Origin of the sequence: Streptosporangium sp. NPDC050284 (genome assembly GCF_044459525.1) — a bacterium.
Lineage (GTDB): Bacteria > Actinomycetota > Actinomycetes > Streptosporangiales > Streptosporangiaceae > Streptosporangium.
Window position 1 is genome coordinate 103,960 of sequence record NZ_JBITIZ010000005.1, and the last position, 22,443, is coordinate 126,402.

16 protein-coding genes and 1 pseudogene are annotated in these 22,443 nt (G+C 63.1%); 10 read left to right on the plus strand and 7 right to left on the minus strand.

What is annotated here, in order from left to right:
* Window positions 1-134 precede the first annotated feature (134 nt).
* From ACIBH4_RS13765 to ACIBH4_RS13775, 3 genes are read right to left on the minus strand one after another with little or no spacing between them, the layout of a single operon-like run.
* The gene (locus tag ACIBH4_RS13765) at window positions 135-344 is read right to left on the minus strand and encodes a DUF397 domain-containing protein (RefSeq protein ID WP_362512774.1); all 210 of its coding nucleotides are present in this window, start codon (window positions 342-344) and stop codon (window positions 135-137) included.
* Between the two features lie 23 nt (window positions 345-367).
* A complete protein-coding gene (locus tag ACIBH4_RS13770; RefSeq protein WP_362512771.1) occupies window positions 368-577 on the minus strand; it encodes a DUF397 domain-containing protein in 210 nt (69 codons plus the stop codon).
* A gap of 16 nt (window positions 578-593) precedes the next feature.
* Window positions 594-1,487, minus strand: coding sequence for a helix-turn-helix transcriptional regulator (locus ACIBH4_RS13775; protein ID WP_362513017.1), 894 nt, complete (start codon window positions 1,485-1,487; stop codon window positions 594-596).
* Window positions 1,488-1,842: 355 nt separating this feature from the next.
* On the opposite strand from ACIBH4_RS13775, the gene ACIBH4_RS13780 reads away from it, so the two are divergent.
* The 8 genes from ACIBH4_RS13780 to ACIBH4_RS13815 all read left to right on the plus strand — a co-directional run bounded on the left by ACIBH4_RS13780 (window position 1,843) and on the right by ACIBH4_RS13815 (window position 12,279).
* Window positions 1,843-2,313, plus strand: coding sequence for an ATP-binding protein (locus ACIBH4_RS13780; RefSeq protein WP_362763622.1), 471 nt, complete (start codon window positions 1,843-1,845; stop codon window positions 2,311-2,313).
* Entirely contained in the window at window positions 2,310-2,471 is a 162-nt protein-coding gene (locus ACIBH4_RS13785) for a hypothetical protein (RefSeq protein WP_362512765.1), read from the plus strand. Before ACIBH4_RS13780 ends, ACIBH4_RS13785 begins: the two co-directional genes overlap by 4 nt.
* Before the next feature lie 5 nt (window positions 2,472-2,476).
* Window positions 2,477-3,019, plus strand: a complete 543-nt coding sequence (locus ACIBH4_RS13790) for an NUDIX domain-containing protein (RefSeq protein ID WP_362512762.1) — start codon at window positions 2,477-2,479, stop codon at window positions 3,017-3,019.
* Between the two features lie 571 nt (window positions 3,020-3,590).
* The gene (locus ACIBH4_RS13795; RefSeq protein ID WP_362763625.1) at window positions 3,591-8,450 is read left to right on the plus strand and encodes a DNRLRE domain-containing protein; all 4,860 of its coding nucleotides are present in this window, start codon (window positions 3,591-3,593) and stop codon (window positions 8,448-8,450) included.
* An 84-nt stretch (window positions 8,451-8,534) separates the two neighbouring features.
* Entirely contained in the window at window positions 8,535-9,689 is a 1,155-nt protein-coding gene (locus tag ACIBH4_RS13800) for a DUF6461 domain-containing protein (protein WP_362512755.1), read from the plus strand.
* A 238-nt stretch (window positions 9,690-9,927) separates the two neighbouring features.
* Window positions 9,928-10,530 carry a transposase domain-containing protein gene (locus ACIBH4_RS13805; protein ID WP_399172094.1) on the plus strand — a complete coding sequence of 201 codons (603 nt, stop codon included), beginning with the start codon at window positions 9,928-9,930 and terminating at the stop codon, window positions 10,528-10,530.
* Window positions 10,527-11,639: a DUF6461 domain-containing protein gene (locus ACIBH4_RS13810; RefSeq protein WP_362512752.1), complete on the plus strand. Its 1,113-nt coding sequence runs from the start codon at window positions 10,527-10,529 to the stop codon at window positions 11,637-11,639. Before ACIBH4_RS13805 ends, ACIBH4_RS13810 begins: the two co-directional genes overlap by 4 nt.
* Before the next feature lie 13 nt (window positions 11,640-11,652).
* Window positions 11,653-12,279, plus strand: a complete 627-nt coding sequence (locus ACIBH4_RS13815) for a hypothetical protein (RefSeq protein ID WP_362512749.1) — start codon at window positions 11,653-11,655, stop codon at window positions 12,277-12,279.
* Here the strand turns inward: ACIBH4_RS13815 and ACIBH4_RS13820 are convergent.
* The 3 genes from ACIBH4_RS13820 to ACIBH4_RS13830 all read right to left on the minus strand — a co-directional run bounded on the left by ACIBH4_RS13820 (window position 12,276) and on the right by ACIBH4_RS13830 (window position 18,740).
* A complete protein-coding gene (locus ACIBH4_RS13820) occupies window positions 12,276-13,121 on the minus strand; it encodes a hypothetical protein (RefSeq protein ID WP_362512744.1) in 846 nt (281 codons plus the stop codon). The genes ACIBH4_RS13815 and ACIBH4_RS13820 overlap by 4 nt on opposite strands.
* A 401-nt stretch (window positions 13,122-13,522) precedes the next feature.
* Window positions 13,523-13,966 (minus strand): hypothetical protein, encoded by a 444-nt coding sequence (locus ACIBH4_RS13825; protein ID WP_362512741.1) that lies wholly within the window; start codon window positions 13,964-13,966, stop codon window positions 13,523-13,525.
* A 91-nt stretch (window positions 13,967-14,057) separates the two neighbouring features.
* A complete protein-coding gene (locus ACIBH4_RS13830) occupies window positions 14,058-18,740 on the minus strand; it encodes a LamG-like jellyroll fold domain-containing protein (RefSeq protein ID WP_362512738.1) in 4,683 nt (1,560 codons plus the stop codon).
* A gap of 318 nt (window positions 18,741-19,058) precedes the next feature.
* Here ACIBH4_RS13830 and ACIBH4_RS13835 point away from each other — a divergent pair.
* A pseudogene (locus ACIBH4_RS13835) lies at window positions 19,059-20,024 on the plus strand (hypothetical protein); the annotation flags it as partial.
* A 456-nt stretch (window positions 20,025-20,480) separates the two neighbouring features.
* Here ACIBH4_RS13835 and ACIBH4_RS13840 read toward each other — a convergent pair.
* On the minus strand, window positions 20,481-21,728 hold the full coding sequence (locus ACIBH4_RS13840; RefSeq protein WP_362512732.1) for an FAD-dependent monooxygenase: 1,248 nt from the start codon (window positions 21,726-21,728) through the stop codon (window positions 20,481-20,483).
* Between the two features lie 114 nt (window positions 21,729-21,842).
* Here ACIBH4_RS13840 and ACIBH4_RS13845 point away from each other — a divergent pair, with 114 nt between their 5' ends.
* On the plus strand, window positions 21,843-22,367 hold the full coding sequence (locus tag ACIBH4_RS13845; protein ID WP_362512729.1) for a TetR/AcrR family transcriptional regulator: 525 nt from the start codon (window positions 21,843-21,845) through the stop codon (window positions 22,365-22,367).
* Window positions 22,368-22,443: the final 76 nt, after the last annotated feature.

Below are 22,443 nucleotides of genomic sequence, written 5' to 3' on the forward strand. Positions count from 1 at the left end.
CCATGTGGTGGCTCCAGCAACGGCGTCAGCGTTCCAAAAAAGCGGCTCTTCCGTTGGCTGCTGCCATGTGACCTTGATGTTTTCCGACAGGGCGATCAGAGAGCGCCCTGTCGGTTTTGGTGTCTTCGGGGCGGTTAGAAAATGATGTCGAAGTCGCCGTTTTTGATGCCTTGAGTGAAGGTAGTCCACTGGATGCGGGGGAAGACGAGGGTGCCGCCGTCGCGGTTCTTGGTGTCGCGGACGGCGACGTGGTTGCCGACGAAGGCCGTCTCGACACAGCTTGCGCCTTCGCCGCTGAGGCTGCTCTTGTGCCAGCGTGCTTGGGAGAGGTCAGGTTTCCGCATTCTGTGTCCTCGGTGGGTGGGGGTTAGGGGAGGGTGTCGAGGTTGCCGTTCTTGATGCCTCCGATGAAGGCGTTCCACTCGGTACGGCTGAAGATGAGGGTGCCGCCGTCGCGGTCTTTGGTGTCGCGGACGGCGACGTCGTTGCCGACGAAGGCCATCTCGACGCAGCTCGGGCCGCTGCCGCTGAGGCTGCTCTTGCGCCAGCTTGCGCCAGATAGATCTGGCTTCTGCATATCTTGCTTCCTTCCTCTATCGATCTTCGCGTAGAGATGTGAGGAGTGCTGCCGTATCTGTGGGGCTGAGTGCTATCGCGCGAAGATGCTCACAGATGTGGTTGTACTGTCGGATATCGGCCTCTTTTTCAAAGAACAGATCGCCGGCCATGCTGTCAATGTGAATTACGTCGGAGCCCTCAGCGTCGAACTTCAAGACGATGAAGCTGCCGGGCATTCCGGGGTGGGCTCCGGCGGAGAACGGGATGACCTGGACGGTGATGTGCGGGCGCTGGGCTTGCTGGAGAAGGTGTGTGAGCTGGGCGCGCATGATGGCGTCACTGCCGACGGTTCGGTGCAGGGCGGCCTGGTCGATGATCGCCCAAAGTCGCAGGGGTGCCTCGTGCTCAAGAAGAGCCTGGCGCTGCATTCTGGCGGTGACGAAGCTGTCGACCTCTGCTTCGGGGGCGGTTGGTAGCACGCCTTGGATCACCGCCTGCGCGTAGTCCTCGGTTTGCAGCAGGCCAGGGATGAACAGCGACTCGTAGTTGATGGCCTGCTGGGCCTCGGCCTCCAAGCCGATGTAGGCGCTGTACTTGTCGGGAAGATTTGCTTCGAGGCCGTGCAGCCATCCGCGCTGCTTCGCTTCCTTCTGCAGCGCCACCAGGTCGGTGCGTTGGCTGCCGGTGACGCCGTAGGCGTCGAGCAGGGTGTTGAGTGTTCGGAGCTGCGGTTTGGTCTTGGCCGTTTCGATTCGGTGGAGCGTAGCGAGGTTGACGTCGGTCTTCTCGGTCACCTCGGCCTGGGAGAGTCCGGCTTCCTGGCGGAGGCGGCGTAGCTCGGCTGCCAGGCGCCGTAGACGTACCGTCGGCGGTTGACGCTTGGTGCGTGGCAGGGGTGTAACCGCTCCCAACTCATCTTTCTCCTGCATCTTCAGCACCTTTCTGGACTATGCGGGCAGTGTAAGAACCTGCATTGCATTTACTTACAGTGATGATGCATGCTCTCTCCGTGAGCATTCCAGGCGGGGCTCCCGCCGGAAGGCAAAACGAAGGATTTCCCCAGACGGCCGGGCGGACAATTTTCCCTCTCGGTGCGGCCCACCCCGTATCGGGTGCCCGCCCGGCCTCAGCGGTACGACCGGCGATACAACTGCGACGCTCCCCGGCCGTACTCCCATAGGACCGGCACCGTGCCCCCTCGTCCCCCGTGAGGGAGCGCGGCGTCCCCGGCCGCGCGAACGGTGCCGGTCCTATGTCCGACGTACTGACCAGGAGCGAGGGAAAATGACCGATGTCGCCAGCAGCACGCAGTACCTCAAACTCTCCCTCTTCCCGACCTCGCCCTACTACGCCCGGGTCCACGTCCGGCGCGTACTGGAGAGCTGGCGCCGGGACGACCTGATCGAGACCGCCCAGCTCATCGTCTCCGAGCTGGTCTCCAACGCGATCACCGCGCACGCCGCGTGCCCCGAGGCCGCCAAGGCGATCCCGCACGCCGACCCGGACCAGATCTGGATGGACGTCTACCGGATGGGCGAGACCGTTGTACTCCGCGTCTGGGACGCCAGCCCGCTCACCCCGGTCGTCCGCGATCCCGGCCCCGACGACGAGAACGGCCGCGGCCTGCACCTCGTCGAGCTCCTCGCCACCGACTGGGGTTACTACCGCCCCACCCCCGGCGGCAAGATCGTCTGGTGCACCCTGGCACCCCCACCTCCCGAAGAGCGGGAAGGAACGATCCAACCGCACCGATGAGAGAACGGCCTTCGCCGTTCGTCCTCCTGGCCCAGGACGAGAGGCTCGCCAGGATCGGAAAGCTCACCCGTGGAGACCTCGCACCCGGTATGCATGAGGTCTCTGCGGCCGACCGTGCCGCTGTCGCGACGATCCGGCTCTCCTACGTCAACAGGTGATCGACTTGGCCATCACGGCAGACCACATCCGCGCCGTCATCGGCGACTACCTCGACGCGTACCCCGAGGACAAGCAGAGCCTCGCCCCGGCCCTGGAACTGCTCGACGACGGCGCGGACATCACGACCCGCAAGGAGTTCCGCGGCCACGCGACCGCCGCCGCGATCCTCGCCGACCCCGACGGGCGGATCCTGCACATCCGCCACCTCGCCCTGGACTGCTGGCTGCCGCCCGGCGGTCACCTGGAGGCATCCGACACCACCCTCCTGGACGCGGCCCTGCGCGAGCTCTCCGAGGAGACCGGCATCCTCACCGCCGCCGTCACCCCGGCCGGGGAGCGTCCCCTGCACATCGACATCCACCCCATTCCCGCCAACTCGGCCAAGGGCGAGCCGGACCACCGGCACATCGACTTCCGCTTCCTCCTGCACACCGACGGCGCGATCGGCCGGCTCCAGACCGAAGAGGTCACCGCCGCCGCCTGGCACGAACCCGACAGCATCGGCGACCCCATCCTGAGACAACGCGTCATCCAAGCCCTTCGCTGAGCCGCTCCGGCCGAGTTTGGTGAGTGCTCTCCGCTTTCGTTAAGGGACACGCACATTGGTCCGTAAAGCATCGATGCTGTCGACCGAATCGTTCAAGGGCGGTGAGTATAGACATGGCGGCCGACATTTTCCCCCATATTTTTGGCCGACCTACGATGGTTGAGGTCGATGTAGCTTTTGGGGTGGGAGAACAAGGCGCTGATTCATTTCTCTCTTCCCGTTAATCCCGATGGGTAAGGGCCTCCATGCGGCCCAAAAATACGGAAGGTGATGCATCTGTTACGTATGTGACATGCCCGATTATCCGGTGACTGTGACCTCTCTCTTTACTTGTGAATCCGTCGCATGTGAAGATCACTCCGGCCCAAGACCGTTTACCGGAAAGGTCGGAGTGAAACCGCAGAAACCAAAACCCGGAGTTCTGTCCCGTAACCATTGCCGAGCCTCACTGATGGTCGCGGTAGGGATGTCCGCCTCCCTCCTGGTGACCCCCGCCGCAGCCGCCCCCACCCCCGCGCCCACCTCTGCTGTGCCCGTGTCGCGACCGGCCGCCGCTCCTGACCCGGTGGAGGTGGCCCAGCAGGAAGCCAAACGGCAGAACAAACAGGTCGAGATCGAGACCCTGCACACCGAGAACTCCACCACGGTCACCACCGGCGACGGTAAGACACTGGGCACCTATGTCTACAGCCGGCCCGTCCGCGTCAAACGAGACGGCATCTGGAAGAAGATCGACACGACGCTGATCGTGGAGAACGGGGTCGTCAGGCCCCGGATGGTCAAACTGGACATCAGCCTGTCCGATGGTGGTGACACCGATCTGCTGACCGCCAGAGGCGAGACGCTGGGTACCGAAAAGGACAAGGCCGGAGAGGTGAAGATCTCCGCACCGGGCCAGTTGCCCACGCCGAAGCTGTCGGGCAACCGGGCGGTGTACGAATCCGTCTACGGCCGGGGTGTCGATCTGGTGGTCACCGTGACGGAGACCGGGTTCCATCAGGAGATCGTGATCCGGGAACGGCCTGCAGGGCAGCTGAAGCTGCCGGTCTCGGTCGATCTGCCCGCAGGGATGGAGTACGGAAAGACCTCCGCGGGCAAGGCCGCCGTGCTGGCCGGTGACAAGCCGGTGGCTGATCTGGCCTCGGTGCGGATGCTGGACGCCACGGCGGCCGAGGCTCCCGGGTCCGGTCGCATGGGTGCGGCGACGGCCTCGGTCCAGGACAAGCCGGGCGGGCCGGTCGTGGTGTTGTCCCCGGACGCGGGATTTCTCGCCGACCCTCAGGTCGCCTACCCGGTGACGCTGGCCGCGGCAGATTCGGAGTGGTACGGCGCTGGTTATCCGGACGACACGTTCATCAACAACAAGACCTGGGGTACGGGTGGCCCCAACCAGCACATGTTCAAGCTGCTGGTGGGCAACGGCGGCAACGCCGTCTCCAACGGTCCGACCAACGACCCGAGCACTGTGTGGCGCAGCTATCTGCGCTTCGACCTGACCGGCGCCCCGTTCATGGGCCGGCCGATCCTCAACGCCGACCTGCGGCCGTGGAACTACCGCTCCCACGCCTGCGGCGACGAAAAGGGCGACATCGTCGTACGCCGCATCACCAGCAACTGGTCGATCAACTCGCTGAGCTGGAGCAACCAGCCCACGGTGACCACCAGCGGACAGGGCACCAAGGGCAGCGCCGTCGGTGATCACTGTTCAGGAAACCTGACGTCCCGAGACGTGTACTACACCATCGAAGACATCGTCCGGGATTGGGCCGCCGGCCAGCCCAACTACGGTCTGCGCGTGGGGGCCTTGCAAGAGGGCGGTGTCATCAACTGGCGCGAGTTCCGCTCGGCCAACTACACCGACTTCGACGGACACCCCCCGTACCTCTACGTCAAGTACGAGGAGCCCACGCCAGAGCCCGAGATCAAGGGCATCTTCATGCCCTATAAGGAAAACCCGACTGTCGGAGACGCTCTGGACGACACGTTCACCTCTGAGACGATGCCGGTCGCACCGCTGGTAACCGAGGAACAGTCTCAGGCAGAACGCGAGAACGCCGACGCCTACTTCATGGAGGACTCCTCCGTCGGCTTCAATGTTCCCGACGATATGACCCGGGAAGAGTGGCTGGACTCCATCGGAGCCGTGCACACTCCAGAGCCTGACCCGTCTCCATCTCCCGCCGGGCCGGATACGGCGCCGCCGACGATTCTTGGGACAAGTCCAGAGGGTGATGATGTCGACGTGGCGATCAACACTCAGGTGAGGACCTCCTTCGATGAACCGGTCACGGGGGCTCAGGTAACGGTAAAGGATTCCGTAGGTGCACCTGTTCCGGGCACTTCGAAGATGGAGATATCGAGCACGGTGCTGGCTTTTACACCGGCACAGCCGTTGGCCCTGAACACCCGCTATACCGCTGAGGTGAGCGGCGCCAAGGACATAGCGGGCAACACCATGCCAACTCCGCACACATGGTCGTTCACCACCGGACAGGAGCCTGAGCCCACTCCCACACCCACGCCGACGGATCCGCCGGTCGAGCACACGATCTCGTTGCCGGTACAGACGGACACCTGGGTCGATGATGAGGGATCAACAGGTCCCGGCGGACCGACACTGTGGGTAGGGGCGTACCAGGGGATCATCGAGCGAACTTATCTGAAGTTCGACACGTCGTCTCTGACGGGTAAAACCATCACCAACGCCAAGCTGGAGCTGTGGAACACCGATGTCTACGGCTGCGGCAGTGGCAACTCGGGCATCAAGGCGCAGAGAGTTACTACCGCCTGGAATGCGAACACGCTGACCTGGGCCAACCAGCCTGCGGCTGTCAGTGACGGTGAGGTGATCGCCACTGATCCAGGCGGATGTGTCGGTGAGCAGCCTGACGGTGTCACCTGGACCTGGCAGGTGACCGGCGCGGTGCGGGCATGGGCATCGGGCCAGAACAACCACGGTCTGCTGCTTCGCGGGGTTGACGAATCCTCCTCGGCTCCGCTGTACGACCGCGGTTATCAGTCAGCCGAGACAGAGGACGAGGATGCTCACCCGCCTGTGCTGAAGGTTACCTACACCGACGGTACGGGCCCTGGTGCGACACCTACCCCGACGCCCACCAGCGGGCCGGACAGGACTGCGCCGACCGTGATAGAGGTGAGCCCGGCTGACGGGGACGAGGATGTTCCAGCCAACACACCGATAAAGGTGACCTTCAGCGAACCGGTCGCCGAAGCCCAGATCACACTGACGGACCTCATATGGGAGGAAGAAGTAACAGGCAGCGCGGTGGCATCCTCTGGTAACACGGTGCTGACCTTTACGCCAAGTGCCCCATTGAGCTGGAGTTATTACGAGGCAGAAGTGAGCGGTGCCAAGGACGCGGCGGGCAACACAATGGCGGTCCCGTACACATGGGGATTCATCGCCGCCGACTCGACGCCAACACCGACGCCGACGGCACCTGCGTGTACGTATCAGACATGGAGCGCCAGCAAGTTCTACTCACAAGGCACCAGGGTCACTTGGAAGGGCCATTCCTGGGAAGCCATATCCTCGTGGCCGTCCGGGAAAGAGCCCGGATCGAGCGGATCGAGCGGAGACTGGCGGGACCTGGGCGCTTGCAGCGGCGCGCCCTCCGGTGCCTCGACATCAGCGCGGACAGAAAGCCGGCCCGCTGTGACGAAACGTGATGTCAGACCAGCCATCGGCGAGCTGTGGACGCGCCCGTTCACCACGAAGGACGGCAGTGCGGTCACGTCAACGACGACGCCGCATCTCATGGCGAAAGCGTCCGATCCACTGCGGCGTCGCTCGACTATGGAGGTGGAGCTGGTTCACGACCCCAAGGTGCCATCACAGGGACGGGGATTGATCTGGTCCGGGGCCGTCACAAACGTGTTCTCTGGATCCACCGGAACCCTTCAGGTGCCAAAGGGAAAACTGAAGGCCGGTTGGAAGGTGCGCTGGCGCGCCCGCGTAACCGCTGAGGGCTCATCCGGTACCTGGTCGACCTGGCAGGATATAGGTGTCGAAACAGCTGAGCCGACGAGGTCACGATTACTGGTTACGCCGCTCGCGCGGGCATCCACCGACACTTCACTACAGAACCAGGCCGCAGCCGCGCAGAAGTTTCCCTACGAACATGTGGATTGGGACGACTGTGAATCCATGGTGAAAGAACCGAACCGGCCAGGGATGCAGGGGCAGCTGAACCGGCAGGCGTTCCAATACAAGAATTCGTTCAGCATGTGCTATGCCATGTGGATCGGTGAGAGGGACGAGGACGACGAGGTCGATCGCTCAACGCCTCTCCTCAGCAGTGTCAAGTGGAGTGCCCGGCTGACGATGCTCGTCCACACCTACGTGGGTAAGGCGAAGAAAAACACCCAGGCGCGGGACATGCCGGCCGGGGTGAACAGTCGCCAGTTTAAAATATTTACGCGTGTCGATCAGGTCGAGCTGATTGACAGTGACTGGAGCGATCGGCTCGTACGAATCGGTTTCGGAGAGAAGGGAAGGAGTTGCACCTCCTCCTTCAAGCAGGGAGGAGTGGCGAGAGACGGGAAGAATGGCCGTGAGGCCACGATAGCCCAGTGGCGTGACGGCGGTATTTTCGAGATGACTTTCAATGTCCCATGGGATGGCCTGCCGCACGACGACAAGATGAGCACTTGTTCACTGAATCCATGGATCAAGTACACGACCAACCCCGAGGTTATGGACAGCTACTTCCAGCTGAATCCCCGTAACGCCAAGGGGAGGAACTGGCTACAGTCGATCACTTGCGACAGTGCCGACTGGATCAAGGCATACAGCGGTGGCTGTGTCGTGGACTCCGTCCGTCCAGTCTTCATCCTCAATGCCAACGAGATGAAGAATGGCAAGTACAAGGTGAAGGAAACTGCAACACATATTTATGACGCGCTTTATGATTCCAGTAACACAGATCCGGCCCGTGGAACGAACAAAAATATCCCTGGCCGCTTCGACCCAAAAAAGTACGGATGTGACGCATCGGGTTGCCTGCACAGAACGAGACAGGAGACGTTGGTCAACGGAAATCGGACGGAAGCGATCCGGGCTTGTCGCGTGGTGAAACCCGGCTACAAAAAACCGGACAGTTGCGATGAGTTCCCCTTCGCCAGCACCCACGAGGGAGCAAAACGGCCTGGAAAGAACTTCTCGGCGAGAATCGTTGCTCTGGCCGACAACTGTGCTGCGGGCACCAGGCTCGGGGCATGGTACAGGCGTCACCGCATCCGTGAAAACACGCCTTTCTGGGTTGACATCATCGCCTTCGGAGCTTCGCTTCCTCAAAGCGGCGCTACCGGAATAGTGGCGACCGAAGCCACCCCTGAAGAACTCGAAGAAATCGATGGCTGCACCATCGACGGCGTCGGAGACAATGTGGCTGGACCCATCGTCCCCTAAATTCGTAGTGCGGTGCGGGGAAGGCGAAGCCTGCCCCGCACTGTTCATGTCCCCCTGGTCGACCATGGAGAACAGAGCCCACTGATGAGTGTGATCTTCAACGCGTACGAGGACGTCCGTGACATTTTTCCCGATCCGGTATCCGTCACCTGGGTCAAAGGGGCGGACATCGACCGCGTGGTCCATGAGTTCGGTGGAGACTCCGTGGAGGTCTCCGAGATGACGTGGAGCGTCGACAATGAGGTGCTGGAGAGCGTCGGCGGGATTTTCCTCATCACGTCGGAGGGCGGTTGGACGGTGATCATCGAACCTGCGAGCTGCAGGGGTGCTGACTCCGGACTACTGGCCGACCTGTCGGAGTATGGAGAGGCCCTCAACCTCTTCTGGACGGTCAACCATCTGGCATATCTCTCCTACGCCGCCGAAGGCCGGGAGGTGGCGTCCTTCGAGCCTCTCGCCCCGGAGTCGATTGGCGACTCGCCGGACGCGGTGGCCTGGCTACGCGGTCTTTCCGTAACAACTGAGCAGTGGCAGAAGGACTGGAAGGCCGCCGCCTTCGCGGTGGGAGAGGAGGTTTCCGGAATCCGTCTCGATCGGGCCTGGCTTGAACGGCAGCGCTGGAAAGTCGTCACCCGGCAGGGAGAGCCGGTGGAAGACGACTCCGAGGAGGACGGGCAGGTCGTTTTAGGGCCGTTCAGCCAAGGCGATCACGGCCTGTTCCTGCGGGAGGACATGCTCGGGTTTCTCGCCGGCGACTTCACAGTCGCGTGCATCGCCGCCGATCCTGTGCCGGGAAACCTCCGAAGGATCGTACTGATCACGTCGCAGGAGGCCCTGCGGAAGGCGGGGATCGCCGATCCCCGAGTGGACGAGGCACTCATGGCAATCGCCGATGGAAATGGAAAGCGAGGCAAGCGAGGTCAGCGTATTCAGCAGTTCCGCGACGAGTTCGACAGCATGGCCACGCGGTATCGAGAGAAGGCACAGGAGGTCGCAGGCCAGGAGGGTACGTCCCTCTCCCTTACCCGTGATACGAAGGCCGGGCGGCTGATGATCGGCTACCATGCCGTCCGGACGCTGGCGGCGGCACTGAATCCAGATGTCGAGCGGGCTGTGCAGGACGTGCTGACCGAGGCGAGGGTGCTGAGCCCTGTGTTCCCGAACGAGGAATACCCCCTGATGATGGAGACCTTTGACGCGATCCAGCGCTTCATCCGTACGGGGGAGACCGGACTGTGAACCTGACCAGGTGGATGAGCGCGGTAGGACGGACAGATTGAGCTTCCCCCAAGGCCGGGTAGTTAAGGCTTCGTTGGGAGATGCAAGCGGATCGTCGAGGGCTTGTGTCCTAGCCGGAACGTAGGCAACGCGGCTTCGTTGAGGCAGGTAGTCGACCAAGACGTCCTGCACGGAGCCGCGTTGTTCTCGTATTCTGCCTCCCCACTCGCCCTGATGACACTTTCCCCGGGAAATCACCGTGGCCGCGGGGCGGTTCGCCGCCGGTCATCTGGGCGCCCTGACCCCGTTCTTGCCCTTCGAACTGGTGGACGCCTTCCTGCAGGAGCATCGGGCACTCCAACGGCGGCTGCGGGACCTGCCGTCCGGTGTCGGGGTCTACTTCCTGCCGGCGATGTGCCTGTTCCCGGAAGTTAGATACCGGTTGGTGTGGCAGAAGATGACCTCCGGGCTCGGCGACAGCGTGCCCGCGCCAAATCCACGGGAGTGCCCGGCTCGGAACGCCCTGCCGGCGGCGAGTCTCGTCGACACGCTCAGGCTCGTCGTCGCCCCGGCCGTGACCGGTTCAGGACGGCGGCTGTTCGACCACCCGAGCCGACCCGTCGGCTTTCGACTCGTCCACCACGAGGTGACGGCGAAAGGCCTGCTGCTGCTTCAGTACGAGACCGCCGGCGCCGCCCCGACAGCGGAATACGAGGGCGTCACGGCCTTCGTCCAGCACGGTGACCGAAACCGAATAGTTCCGTGCCGCTGTCGCGGCGATCCGACTCTCCTACGTCAACAGGAGATCTGTCTCCGCGCCACCCCTTCTCGAAGAAATTCAACCAGAAGGAGATCGATGTGAGCACGGAATTCGACTTTTATAAAAGGACGATTCGCTCGCTGTTCAATGAGCCGGTCTGTGTCACCTGGACGAAAGGAGCTGATACTGGTTTCATTGCACGACAATTCGGCGGAGACGAAGAAGGTGTGAGCGAGGGGGAGTTCAACGATGTTTTCGAGGCATACGAGATGGACCTTGACGAGGGGGTGGTCCTCATCTCTCCAGCGGGGGAATGGACGCTGGCCGTGGAGGCGACCAGATATCTGGGCATCAAGCGCTCAAGCCTTGAATCGCTCTCAAGATCCGGCGAGGCGTTAAGCCTGGCGTGGAACGGTGAGGCACAGTTCGGTTATGCCGTCAACGGACGTTTATCCCGTCAGTTCGACCCATTTAACCAAGGCGCCGCTCACGCCGAGCCGGAATATCTCCATTGGGCGAGCGGCTATGGCGTCACGGTCGAAGACTGGCAGGAGAACTGGCTGGCCGCCGCCTTCACTGTAGCCGAGCGAATCTCCGGCGTCCGGATCGACCAGAGCTGGAAAGAACGGAGTCATCTGATACTCCGCATCGGCGACGCATCCGAGGACGAACAGGTCCCGGACCGTCCCGACCTGATCTTAAAAGAACAGATGTGGGAGACGGCCTCTCGTCACCCGCGCATCGCGGTCATCGCGGCCGACCCTTCCCCGGAGCGTATGAACGAGGTGAGCTTGATCACGGCCGAGTTGGCCGTAGGTGCCGCCGGCCTGGAAGGTCCTTTGATCGACAGGGCTCTCGGGGCGATCGGCCAAGGTTTTTGGGGTGCTCCGGTCAAGGAAATATACGATGAACTTGCCGTTATGGCAGCGGATTTCCTGGCGGCGGCCAGTGTCGCCCTGGAAGATGGCGTCGACGTTCTCATGCCGCCTATGAATACCGCTTGGGGGCGACTGTACATAAAACATTACGCGGTGAAGTCATTAATGGCGACCGTGGGGCTGGAAGGCCATTTCGGGCTGTCGCCAAGTCTGGAATACGCTAAGTTGGCGACCGCGAGCCGGCGCAGGTTAGGCGATACCTATGACCTCCTTTGTATGCTGCAGGCCATTGACTTCTATGTGGCCAACGGCGAAAATGCCATTTCGGGTTAATCGTTAATTTTCCGTGGCCGACAGAGAAAGCGATGGCGACATGGTCGGGCTGCTGCCTCTGGAGAATCAGTGGGACCTGCTGCGGGAATTCGGGCTGAGCAGTGGATTCGCTGGGATATGGGTCGAAGGCGACGACCCGGAGGAGTTGGTGCGACGGCTACGGGTGGATTCGGGCTCGCGCGTGGAGTGTGGTTTTGCCGAGGCGATGACCAGGTACGAGCGGTCCTTGGAGGACGAGATCGTCTGGATCGGATCCCATGCGCCGGGCTGGACCCACATCCTCTGGCTCAGTGGCTTTCATACGACCGCGGAGGCGAAGGTGCTCAGCACGGGAGGACGACGGTTACTCACCATGTTCTACAACGGAGGACTGACCGAGCTCGACCACCTGTACCTGTATCAGGACGGCGCGCTCGTCAATGAAATCGATCCGCCCTACATCGACGGCGCCCCGGTGAGCGTGCCCGAATATGCGGTGTATGCGGAAGGGCTTGAGCTGGAGTTCGACATATCCAGCACACAGGAATTGCATCTCCTTCTCTGCATGGCCGGGCGGATCACGGGACGCTTCCTCGACCGTGAATGGTTCGCGTCAACCCGGACCCTTTATCATGTTTCCGCCGAAGCTTGGGATTCTTAAAGGCGCCCGAAATCATATGAGCACGAGGGTCCTGTATACGGGTCAAGGGCCAGGCTTTTCGGTGCCGACCTCGATCTTTCGTGCGGACGGGCCCCTCTGGCCCCGTACTCGATGATCCGCGCTGCCGGTATCGTCGTCCGCGTTCTATACGGGGATGACCCTGGGGAGGCGGGGGCTGTCGTAATCTGGGCGAAGCCGGGATCGGGCAGGTCGGGCGGAGTCCACGGGCCGCTCTTGCTCCCGGCCCGCTCGTAGTCGTGCCGGTAGAAGGCGAGCACCTTCGTCTTCACCTCGTCTCCCGGCACGACGATCATGTCGCTGCCGTAGAGGTCGACGAAGGATTCGCGTTGGGCGGCCTGAATCTCTCGGGCCCGGGCGAGCTTCTCGGGGTTGCGGAAGACCAGCTCCGGATTCCTCAGCTGCAGGTCTCGTACGCCCGCGAGGGCGTCGGAGGCGTCCTCGGCGGGGAAGGCCGCCGATGCTCCGCTGATCATCCAGTCGTCACCCACGGGGACGATGCCGCCGACCATGACGACGCCCGGGGTGAGCTGTTCGACGCCCGCCGGGCCCATGTTGGAACGGATCCGGTAGGTCAGCTCGTCGATGTGGTTGACGGCCACGCAACCGTCATCGCCGTACGGCTCCTTGATCTCGAAGGCACCCTGTACGTAGTCCGTCCACGACAGCACGAGCGCCCGGTCCTCGCCGGTGAGTCGCTCGGCGAACATCTCGACCACGGTCTGCCCGCCGTCGAGCCGCTTGGTGAAGATGAAGGAGTCCAGAGCCGCCGAGAAGGTCATCTCGTCGTCGACGACGCCGCCGGGGAACGCTTCAAAGATCATGTCCCTGACGGCCCGACCGAACCGGGGTGACCATGCGTACTCCGACAACTCGCCCTTGAGATCCCCGGCCCGGCTCCATCGCGTCCATGACGTCCTCACAGTCCATCGGCGACCCCCCCAAGATACCGATGAGGTGCCGCGCCTACGCCGAGTCTGAACCCGTCTTGACGATTGGCTGTGAGGTTCTACCGCGAAGCCCTCGGGCTGGATTTGCCGCCACTTGAAGGTGGCCGGCGGCGGCGGTGAGGTGCCCGGCCGACCACTCCGTACCGATCCGAGCGGATCGAAGGATTACGGAGTGGCCGCCTATTGTCACGCGGATATCATCTGGGCCGGCGTTGGGCTCGGATCACTTGAACGCCATCCCGTTGATTGTCCAGGATGTTTCCATCGAGATCGTCTCAGTGGTCCAGCCAGAATTGGAGCTTGAGGAGAGTAAAACTGATGATTTTTGGCGTGAACTCTTCGTGGCCGAGAGCTTTGCGGTGGATTCTGACCTGCCAGGTGCTGTTCTCCCTGCCGAGGTCGAATTCTTCGCCGTAGGACACGTCTCCGGAATATTGTTCGACGGTGTGAATTTTTCCGGAGGTCAGATGCACGCTCCCGGACCAGGTCCTGTCCCAGGTGTTGATAACAGGTGGCGGCCCGTCCCAGAGCTCATATTTGACCATGCATCTTTCGCTGCTGATCTCTTTGATCACGATCCCGTCGTCGCCGGCGCCGATCCAGCCTTCCGTATCGGTGGGAATCTCATTAAGAACCCAGTTCTTTTTAACGTCTGCGACGCCGGACAGATACTTTTCTATCTCGTTCCGATCAAGGATTTCGGCGATAATGTTTGCCATGATCTTCCTGACGCTTCTGAGGTTAGGGGAAGAGTGAGAGGCAGGGCCTGCCTGAGTGCTGATCGGCAACCGGACAGGCCCCTTGGTAAGGCTACTGAATATCAACCCAGAACTGATCGTTGTTCAGGATTCGATTGTTTTGATACCAGGCGTTCATTACGGTTCCATGCATCTGATTCTCTTCGGATTCTACCGGCCAAACCGAGAAGTTGTGTGGAGGGGTGGCGCGTGCTGCGCCTTGTAGGGTCGATGCGAACGGGAACTCGTCGCAGTCGGTTCCCTCGGGCATCTTTATTTCATTCTTGCAGACGGCTTTGGCGGTAGTGCGAATTCCCGTCTTGGTCGGTTGGTATCCATTGCGATTCAGCAGATCCTCTTCCCTCCAACTTCCGCCTGGGATCTTCTTTGGCTGGGTTAGGTCCGGATAAGACTTTCCTCCTGGTATGGGATATGTCTTTGTTCCGGGAGTGAGTGCGCGTTTAATGTGGTCATACATGTTCGGGAATTGTATGACCTTTCCTTCCGATGTGATGGCGAAATCATTCCTGGTCATTGTGAATGACGGGACGGCTGCCCTCTGGACGCACCCACCGTAACCATACCAATCGATCTGAGGGGACGTGTCGCAGCGGAATGTTCCCGGTCCATAGATCGGCGTACTGGAAAGCGATCCGTCAAGTGGGTGTTTGACAACCACTGCATAATTAACTGTGCAGTCGCTTATCTGGTGATACCCTTCCCCTTGGTTTGCGGTGAAGAAATCACTTCTGTGCCATTCGGGTCGCGAGCCTGCGTTTTTCCATTGGGATACAGGGTAGTACTCGTTCATTCCAGTTGAGGAGTTGTGGGAGCAGTCGTTACTTCTCTTCGAGCTCCAGCGGGTGGTGAAGGCAAATTGGGGATTCTTGTCGCCCTCGATCTTGTCGATGGAGATGTACTTGTGGACCTTGAATTCGCGCTTTTCTCGCGTCCCTTGAAGGTATGTAAGCTGGCGCCCCCACACCCTGCCGATTCTCGTAGGCCAGAGGGGGATGCTTACATCCCAGATGACTATCTGGAAGCCGGAGGATGCGCAGTAGGAATAGGGGCTTGTTGTAAGCGATGAGTCACCGATAATCGCCACATTGTAACAATCTTGGAACTTTAGCGTCGGCGTGCTGGCCCTCGTCCCGCTGGGGAGTTGTCGCTTGACGACCACCGGGTCAGGGGCTGCCGCCACGGCGGCGGTTCGGAGCCCTGCCTCGGAGGTGTCGACGATGAGGTCATGCCAGTCGCTCCAGGTGCCCTCGCTGCCTGCGTTGGCGACGCGGGCTCGCCAACGCACCTCTTGAGCGGCCTGCAGACGCCCCTTGGGGACCTGCAGCGTCACCCGGGAATCGCCGGGCTTCGCGGAGGCCTGACCTGACCAGATCAGTCGCTTACCCTTGGAGGCCCCACCCGACTTGGCGAGCTTGTGTGCCACTTCAACTTCCACCTTCGCCTCGCCCTTACGCCCAGCGGGGAGCCAGGTGGTCAGGTGAGGTGTGAGCGCGGAAGCGGTGGTAACGCCATCCACAGAGTGGCTGTCGTTCACCGCCAGTTTCTCGATCGCGGGAGCAGAATCAGCAGCAGCGTTCGTGCGCAGCTGCTGCGCTGCCACACTCGCCACCGCGGCGCCGATGGGGGTGTTCATGTCGGTTTGGATCTGGGCGGTGGTCTGGGTGCGGTTGTAGACGCGGACTTCGTCGATCAGGCCGCTGAAGTACTCACCCCAGGAGGTGTTGCCGCCGATTCGTAGCGCGCCGCCGTCGTCGATGACCGGGCCGGTCAGCGAGGACTGAGCGACCTGGGCGCCGTTGACGTACAGCCTGACCGTGCTGCCGCCATAGGTGACCGCCAGATGGCTCCACTGATTCAGCGGTAGCGGGCTCTCGCCCGCAAACCCGCCGCCGTCGTCGCTGGTCTGCAACCAGCCCGCGGGCGTGACGCCGTTGGAGGCGTACAGGCCGTAGGAGCCGCCTTCGGCGTGCTCCTTCATGATCACTGTGCGCCAGGAATCTATCGCCGTGGGCCGCACCCATGCCGAGAGGGTGAGCGCGTTCGTCAGGCGTAGCGACGCGGCATGTTGGACGGTGACCCAGCTGGAGGAGCCGTTGAACGACAACGCCTTGCCGTACCTGCCGTTCGTCCAGGTGGTGTCACGGGCGGCCCCGGTGTTGTTCTGGCCGGAGGAGTCGCTGACGTTCGTGCCCGTGCCCTCTTCCATGGCGTAGGCCGCTACCAGCCCCGGCACCGGAGTCGGCGTGGGCGTCGGAGTGGGGGTGGGGGTGGGATCGGGATTCGGTGTGGTGGAACCGATGGGGGTGTTCATGTCGGTTTGGATCTGGGCAGTGGTCTGGGCGCGGTTGTAGACGCGTACCTCGTCGATCAGGCCGTTGAAGTACTCGCCCCAGACGGCGTTGCCGCCGATCCGCAGTGGGCTGCCGTCGTCGTGGAGGCTGCCGCTCAGAGCGGCCTGGGCGGCCTGCTGGCCGTTGACGAACAACCGCAGAGCAGCGCCGTCGTAGGTGAGCGCCAGATGACTCCAGGTGTTTATCGACAATGGCGAGATTCCGTTGGCCGTTGACGAGTCATTCGGACTGGTTTGCACCCAGCCGGAGGGAAGCGCACTGCCATTGCCGGCGTACAGGCTGTAGGAGGCCCCATCGGCGGCCAGCTCCTTTGTCACCAGGCTGCTCCAGCCGGTCACCGTGGTCGGCCGCACCCATGCCGAGAGCGTCATCCCGGTCGTCAGGCGTAGCGACGCGGCGTGCTGGACGGTGACCCAACTGGAGGAGCCGTTGAACGACAACGCCTTGCCATACTTGCCGTTCGCCCAGCTGGTGCTCCTTCCCGTACCAGGGTTGTTCTGTCCGGATGAGTCGGCCACATTCGTGCCCGAGCCCTCATTCATTCCATAGGAGGCCACCAACCCCGGTATCGGGGCTGGTGTGTCCGCGCCTGTCGTGAACGACCAGGTGTAGGGCGCCATGATGTTGCCCGAAGCATCCTTGGCGTTACGGACCTCCACACGGTACGCGGTCTGGGCGGTGAGTCGGGATGCCGGGGTGAAGGTCCATTCGACGTTGTCGTTGCCGGCTTCCGTCGCTCCCTGTACGGGCGCATCAGCCGGATCCTTGACCGTGAGTTGCACCTCGGACACCGTCTCGCTGAACGTCACTCTCACTGCGGTGTTCGCTGACACGTTCGTGGCGTCCCGGCCAGGCTCGGTTCCGGTCACGGTGGGTGCGTCGTTGTCGGGTCCACCAGTGGTGAAAAACCACGAGTGCACCGTCATCTGATTGCCGGCGTAGTCCTTGGCCCCGCTGACTTCAGCGGTGTAGCCGGTCGCGGCGGTCAAGGGTGCGCTCGTCGTGAAGGTCAGCGTCATGTCCGCCGCGTCCATGGCCGCGGTTCCGGCTACTTCGGCGCCTTGCGTGTCCTTCAGCACAATCTGGGCATCGGTCACTGGTTCGTCGAACACCACCTTGACCACGCTGCCGACTGGAGCGCTGCTCTGCCCGTTCGAGGGAGTGGTGCTCGAGACCTTCGGTGGTGTGGTGTCTTCGACAGGCAGGGGATTGGGGTCGGGCAGCGGTTCATCCGATGGTGGATCATCGTCGCCGTGGAGGCCGTCCACCAGTTCCTGATCAGTAAGGTCATCCGGATAGTGCGCGTCCAGAAGGCGGGTCTTGGCCGACCTGCCTTTCGCTATCGCCTCGGCCATCGCCTCCTCCGGCGACAGGGCTTTCGGCGGGGGAAGCTGATCGTGATAGACGTTGCCTGACTCCACCCATGCCTTGTCTTCTTCATACGTGGTATCAGGTGGCGTGGGGCCGTCATAAGAGCGGGGCACCACGAGATACTTCGGGGGTGCCGGGGTGTACTGGACAAAGAGGACAGGGCCGCGAGGATAGCCTGAGCCCCAGTAGCCGTACTCCGAGGAGCGGTACCAGCGGTAGTTGGTGATGTCGTCCTCGCTGACGGCGCTGAGGCGGACACCGTAGTCCTTGGCACCGTCCATCCAACCCTGGACCATCTCCTCGATGGAGTAGTACAGCTCGCCTTCACCGCGGGTGCAGTCGATGTCGTAGGCGCCCTTGTTGGCCTCGGACGCCTGGCTGGTCACTGCGGGCTGGTTGTTCCAGGTCATCGTGTTGATGTTCCAGTCTGTGATGACCGGACGGGCGATGATCCCGGAGTTGATCTCCGAGGCGCAACTGTTGGACTCGTGGTTCCATAGCCGCAGGTCGGCATTTTCGACTGTGCCGCCCACGAGCGGGGTGTCGGCGATGTTGAAGCGGATGTAGGCTCGCCAGGTCACGGTGCCGCTGTTGGACTTGCCGGCGATGATCCGGTCCAGGCTCTGGTTGCTGGAGCTGCTGGGGTAGCTGTGGCTGACCATGGTGTCGCCGTCCAGGCCGGTGCCGGTCCAGGTGTCCGAAGCCGCCGCCAACGTGACGGGATAGGTGACCGCGGGGTCGGCGAGGAACTGGGCATCCGGGGAGATCACCAGGGCTTCGCCGGTGCCGCTCCGCTCGGTGGTCATGGCCGCCGAGCCCACCAGGCCCTTTTCGGGATCGCTGACCGCGGCCGCGTCCATCATGTGTGCCGCGGTGATGTCGACGAGTTCCTTGCCGCCCTTGTCGGACAGCAGGGCCAGGTCGCCGGAGGCGTCCTGGCCGTAGTGCATGCCCTTGGGCAGGTCCACGGGGATACGGATTTTCAGCTTGTCGGCGGGCCGTTCGCGGATCACGACGTCTTGCCGGAACCCGGTCGGGGTGACGGTGACGACCAGATCGGCCCTTGCCGTAGACCGACGGGTAGGTGGCGGTGTTGTCGACCAGGATCGGCTTGGGCAGCTTGTCGGTGGAGGCGACTGCGGCCTTGCCCTTTTCGTTCTTGATCTTCACTAGGGCGGTGTCGCCGCCCGCCGACAGGGTCACATCACCCTTGATGGCCTTGGGCCTGATGGCACCGTCTTCTTCGACCAGTCGAGTGTCGATCGACTGCCAGGCCCCATCCTTCTGCACCCTGATCGGGGTCGAGTGCACCTCGGCGTGGAAAGTCTTGCTACGACCGTTCGCAGGTCAACGCCGTCGCGAACTTCTGCTTCCTCACCCAGGACACCAACCTCATGATCGGGAAGCGTTCCCCCCAGGAGTACTTCGCGGAGGCGGAGGAGAAGCACCCCGGTGTGCTCGCCTCGCAGTGGATCCCGTCCGACCCCAACCTGTGGCGGGTCGAGCGCTACCCCGACTTCCTCGCCGCCCGGCGTGAGCTGCTCGCGCAGGCCGTGCAGTCCTTCCTCACCGAACTCCGCGACGGAGCCTCCGCGGTGGCCGCCGCCGAGCTGCGGCCGGTGACGATGGTCGCGGACGAGCAGGACGACGTCCGGTCGGCACAGGTCAAGGCGATGGCCGAGGAACTGGTGCGGCTGGGGTGCGCGGAACCGGCCCTGGACAGTGAGATCGCCGACCCCGTCACCGGCCGCGCGCTCGCCGTCGCCGAGGCGTTCTGGCCGGACGGGCTACAGGCGGGGCAGGGGCGCCCGGTGGTCCTGGAGCTCGACCCGGACGTCGCGGATCTGCCCCGGCTGGAAGAGCTCGGGTATGAGGTGTTCACCTCGGTCGATGCCCTGCTCGGCTACGTCACCCGTCGCAACGAGAGCGCCTCCGGGACCTCTGGAGGCCCTGCGGTCTCGGCGTCCCCCGCTGCCGGGGACGAGCCAAAGGCCGGGACGGAGGCGGGCACCGAGTTCAACGAGGCGATGCGCTCCGTCTACGACAGGGCCCGCGCCGAGGCGAACTACCACGCGACGTACTTCCTGAGCATGCTCGCCGAGCACGGCAGCCTCGCCACGGCCCGCAAGTTGCTGCACGCCCCGGCGGTGTCCGACGGCTTCGCCGCCCTCTGGGAGCGCGGCCGTCTCGACCTGACCGTCGAGGCACTGGTCGTCCAACCGCGCTTCGCCGACCTCTTCACCCCGGCCGAGATCGAGATCGCCCGTCACCGCCTCGGCCAGTTCGGTTACCAGTGATCCCTGCATGTGCTGAATCAGAGCAACGTCGGACCGGGGTACTCGGTACATACTCTCGCGGAGCTGTTCGGCTCCCGAGACGACGCGCTCGGTGCCGCCGGCCCGGTTGATCCCCGTCAGGGATCCAACCGGGCCGATCAGCACCGAGTTCTTGGCTGATCCGGCGCGGAGTCCACAAGAGCGTGCAGGCTCTGGAGACTGACATCCGCAGATGGAGCAGCCAGTGGAACGAGGACCCCAAGCCGTTCGTGTGAAAGAAGAGCGCGGAAGAGATCCTCGATTCCCTCGTCCGGTACTGCCGATGAATTTCAGGCGCAGGATACTGGCTGGCCAGACGGATGTCGTTCGGCAACAGCTCATCGGGTAGACCCTGCCGGAGGTTGCCCGGCGGGAACGAAGCGACGGGCCGCCTGGCGTCACCAATGCTCCATCCGGCCATCAACCGTCCTGAGAAGGTCAGAGGTCAGGCGCTGTGGCGCTCTTCGCAGCGGGTTCCTGCGGATAGTGCTTCAGCGTGACCTCGTCGTGCAGTCGTGTGCCCTTGCCGCCGAAGCCGGCCAGAGTGCGGGTGATCGGCGTGGGGACATGGCTGATCAGCCGCGCTCCCTGGATCAGGCCCCACAGGCCCAGGCGGGTGTCGGGGATGAGCCGTTTGGCGGCGCCGACCGCGTAGGTGCGGCTGCGCCGTACATAGTCGCCGATCTCCCGTTCGTAGGCCGGGAACGCCCGGGTGTGGTCGCCGCGGGCCTCGGCCAGCTCGCCGGCCAGGACGTAGGCGCCCACGACGGCCAGGCTGGTGCTGCCGCCGACCGCGGGGCCCGGGCAGTAGCCGGCGTCGCCGACCAGGCTCACCCGCCCCCGGGACCAGGTGTCCATGCGCAGTTGGGTGATCGAGTCGAAGTAGAACGTCGAGGCACGGTCCAGCTCCTCGCCGAGCAGGCGGGGCACCTCCCAGCCAAGCCCGGCGAAGTGCCGGCGCAGCAGCTCCTTCTGCCGGTCGACGTCCCGGTGGTGGTAGTCGAGCTCGGCGGCGGGGCGGAACAGGAAGACCGCGCGGGCGTCGTCCATGTGCGCCCCGCCGTACACGCCCACCATTCTGTTCACGCCCGTGATCCCGTCCATGCGGTCGCGCAGGCCCAGATAGTTGGGTATCGACATGACCGCCAGGTAGGCCCCGATCCAGGTGGAGAAGCGCGACTCCGGACCGAAGGTCAGGCGCCGGACGTTGGAGTGCAGTCCATCGGCCCCGATCACCAGGTCGAACCTGCGGGCGGGGCCTCGCTCGAAGGTGACGTCGAGGCCGTCGGCGTCCTCGGTCATGGCGGCGATGGAATCGCCGAAAAGATATTCCACGTCGTGCCGGGTGGCGTCGTAGAGGATCTCCCCCAGGTCGTCCCGCATGATCTCGACATGCCGGTCGGACACGATGCGCATCAGCTTGCCGACTTCCAGTTCGTGCGGCCGGTCGCTGTTTTCCGAGCGGAACGAGAGCCACTCGGTGCCGGTCTTCCTGGCCTGGACCGGCTTGGTCAGGCCCATCCTGTCGATGATGTCCATCGCCGGACGGAACAGGTCGACCGCGTGTCCGCCCGCTTTGCGCAGTGCGGGAGCCCGCTCGACCACGGTGACGGTGAAGCCGTAACTGTTGAGCCAGTAGGCCAGAACGGGGCCGGCGATGCTGGCACCGGATATGAGGATCCGCATACGCCATTTCCCTACTTAACGGAAGGTAAGGTGGTTACTTAACGATAGGTAAGCAGAATTCGGGGCGGAACGCAAGGTATTACTTAACGATAGGTAAGCGATACTCTTGGTTCCATGGCGAGGGCTTCGGACACCAAGATGCGCATCCAGGCGGTGGCCCGCGAGCTCTTCCTGGAGCAGGGTGTGCAGAACACCAGCCTGAAGCAGATCTCCGATCGGCTCGGCATCACCAAACCGGCCCTCTACTACCACTTCGAGTCGAGGGACGACCTGGTCAGAAGTATCATCCAGCCGCTCATAGACGAGCTGGATACATTCGCGACCGAGCGTGAGCCCGGAGACGAGCGGCGGCTGCTCGAAGACTACTTCGAGCTCATCTGGCGGCATCGGGAGGTGTTCATGGTGATCCTGAACACGCCTGTCATGCTGGTCGAGCTCGATCTGATGGACCGGATGTGGGCGTGGCGCAAGCGGCTGACCACGCTCCTGCTCGGCCCCACCCCCTCCACCGCCGCACAGATCCACGCGACCGTGGCGCTCGGCGGCATATCGGACTGCGTGATGGAACACGCTGACCTTCCGTTCGACGAGGTCAAGACCGCCGCCGTGGAAGCCGCGCTGACCGTCCTCGCCATCTGAACCGGTGAGGGTCCTGCTGGGGCGGCCGAGTCATGCCTTCCGCGCGCACCGCTGAGCCGCCGGTCTCGTTACCGTG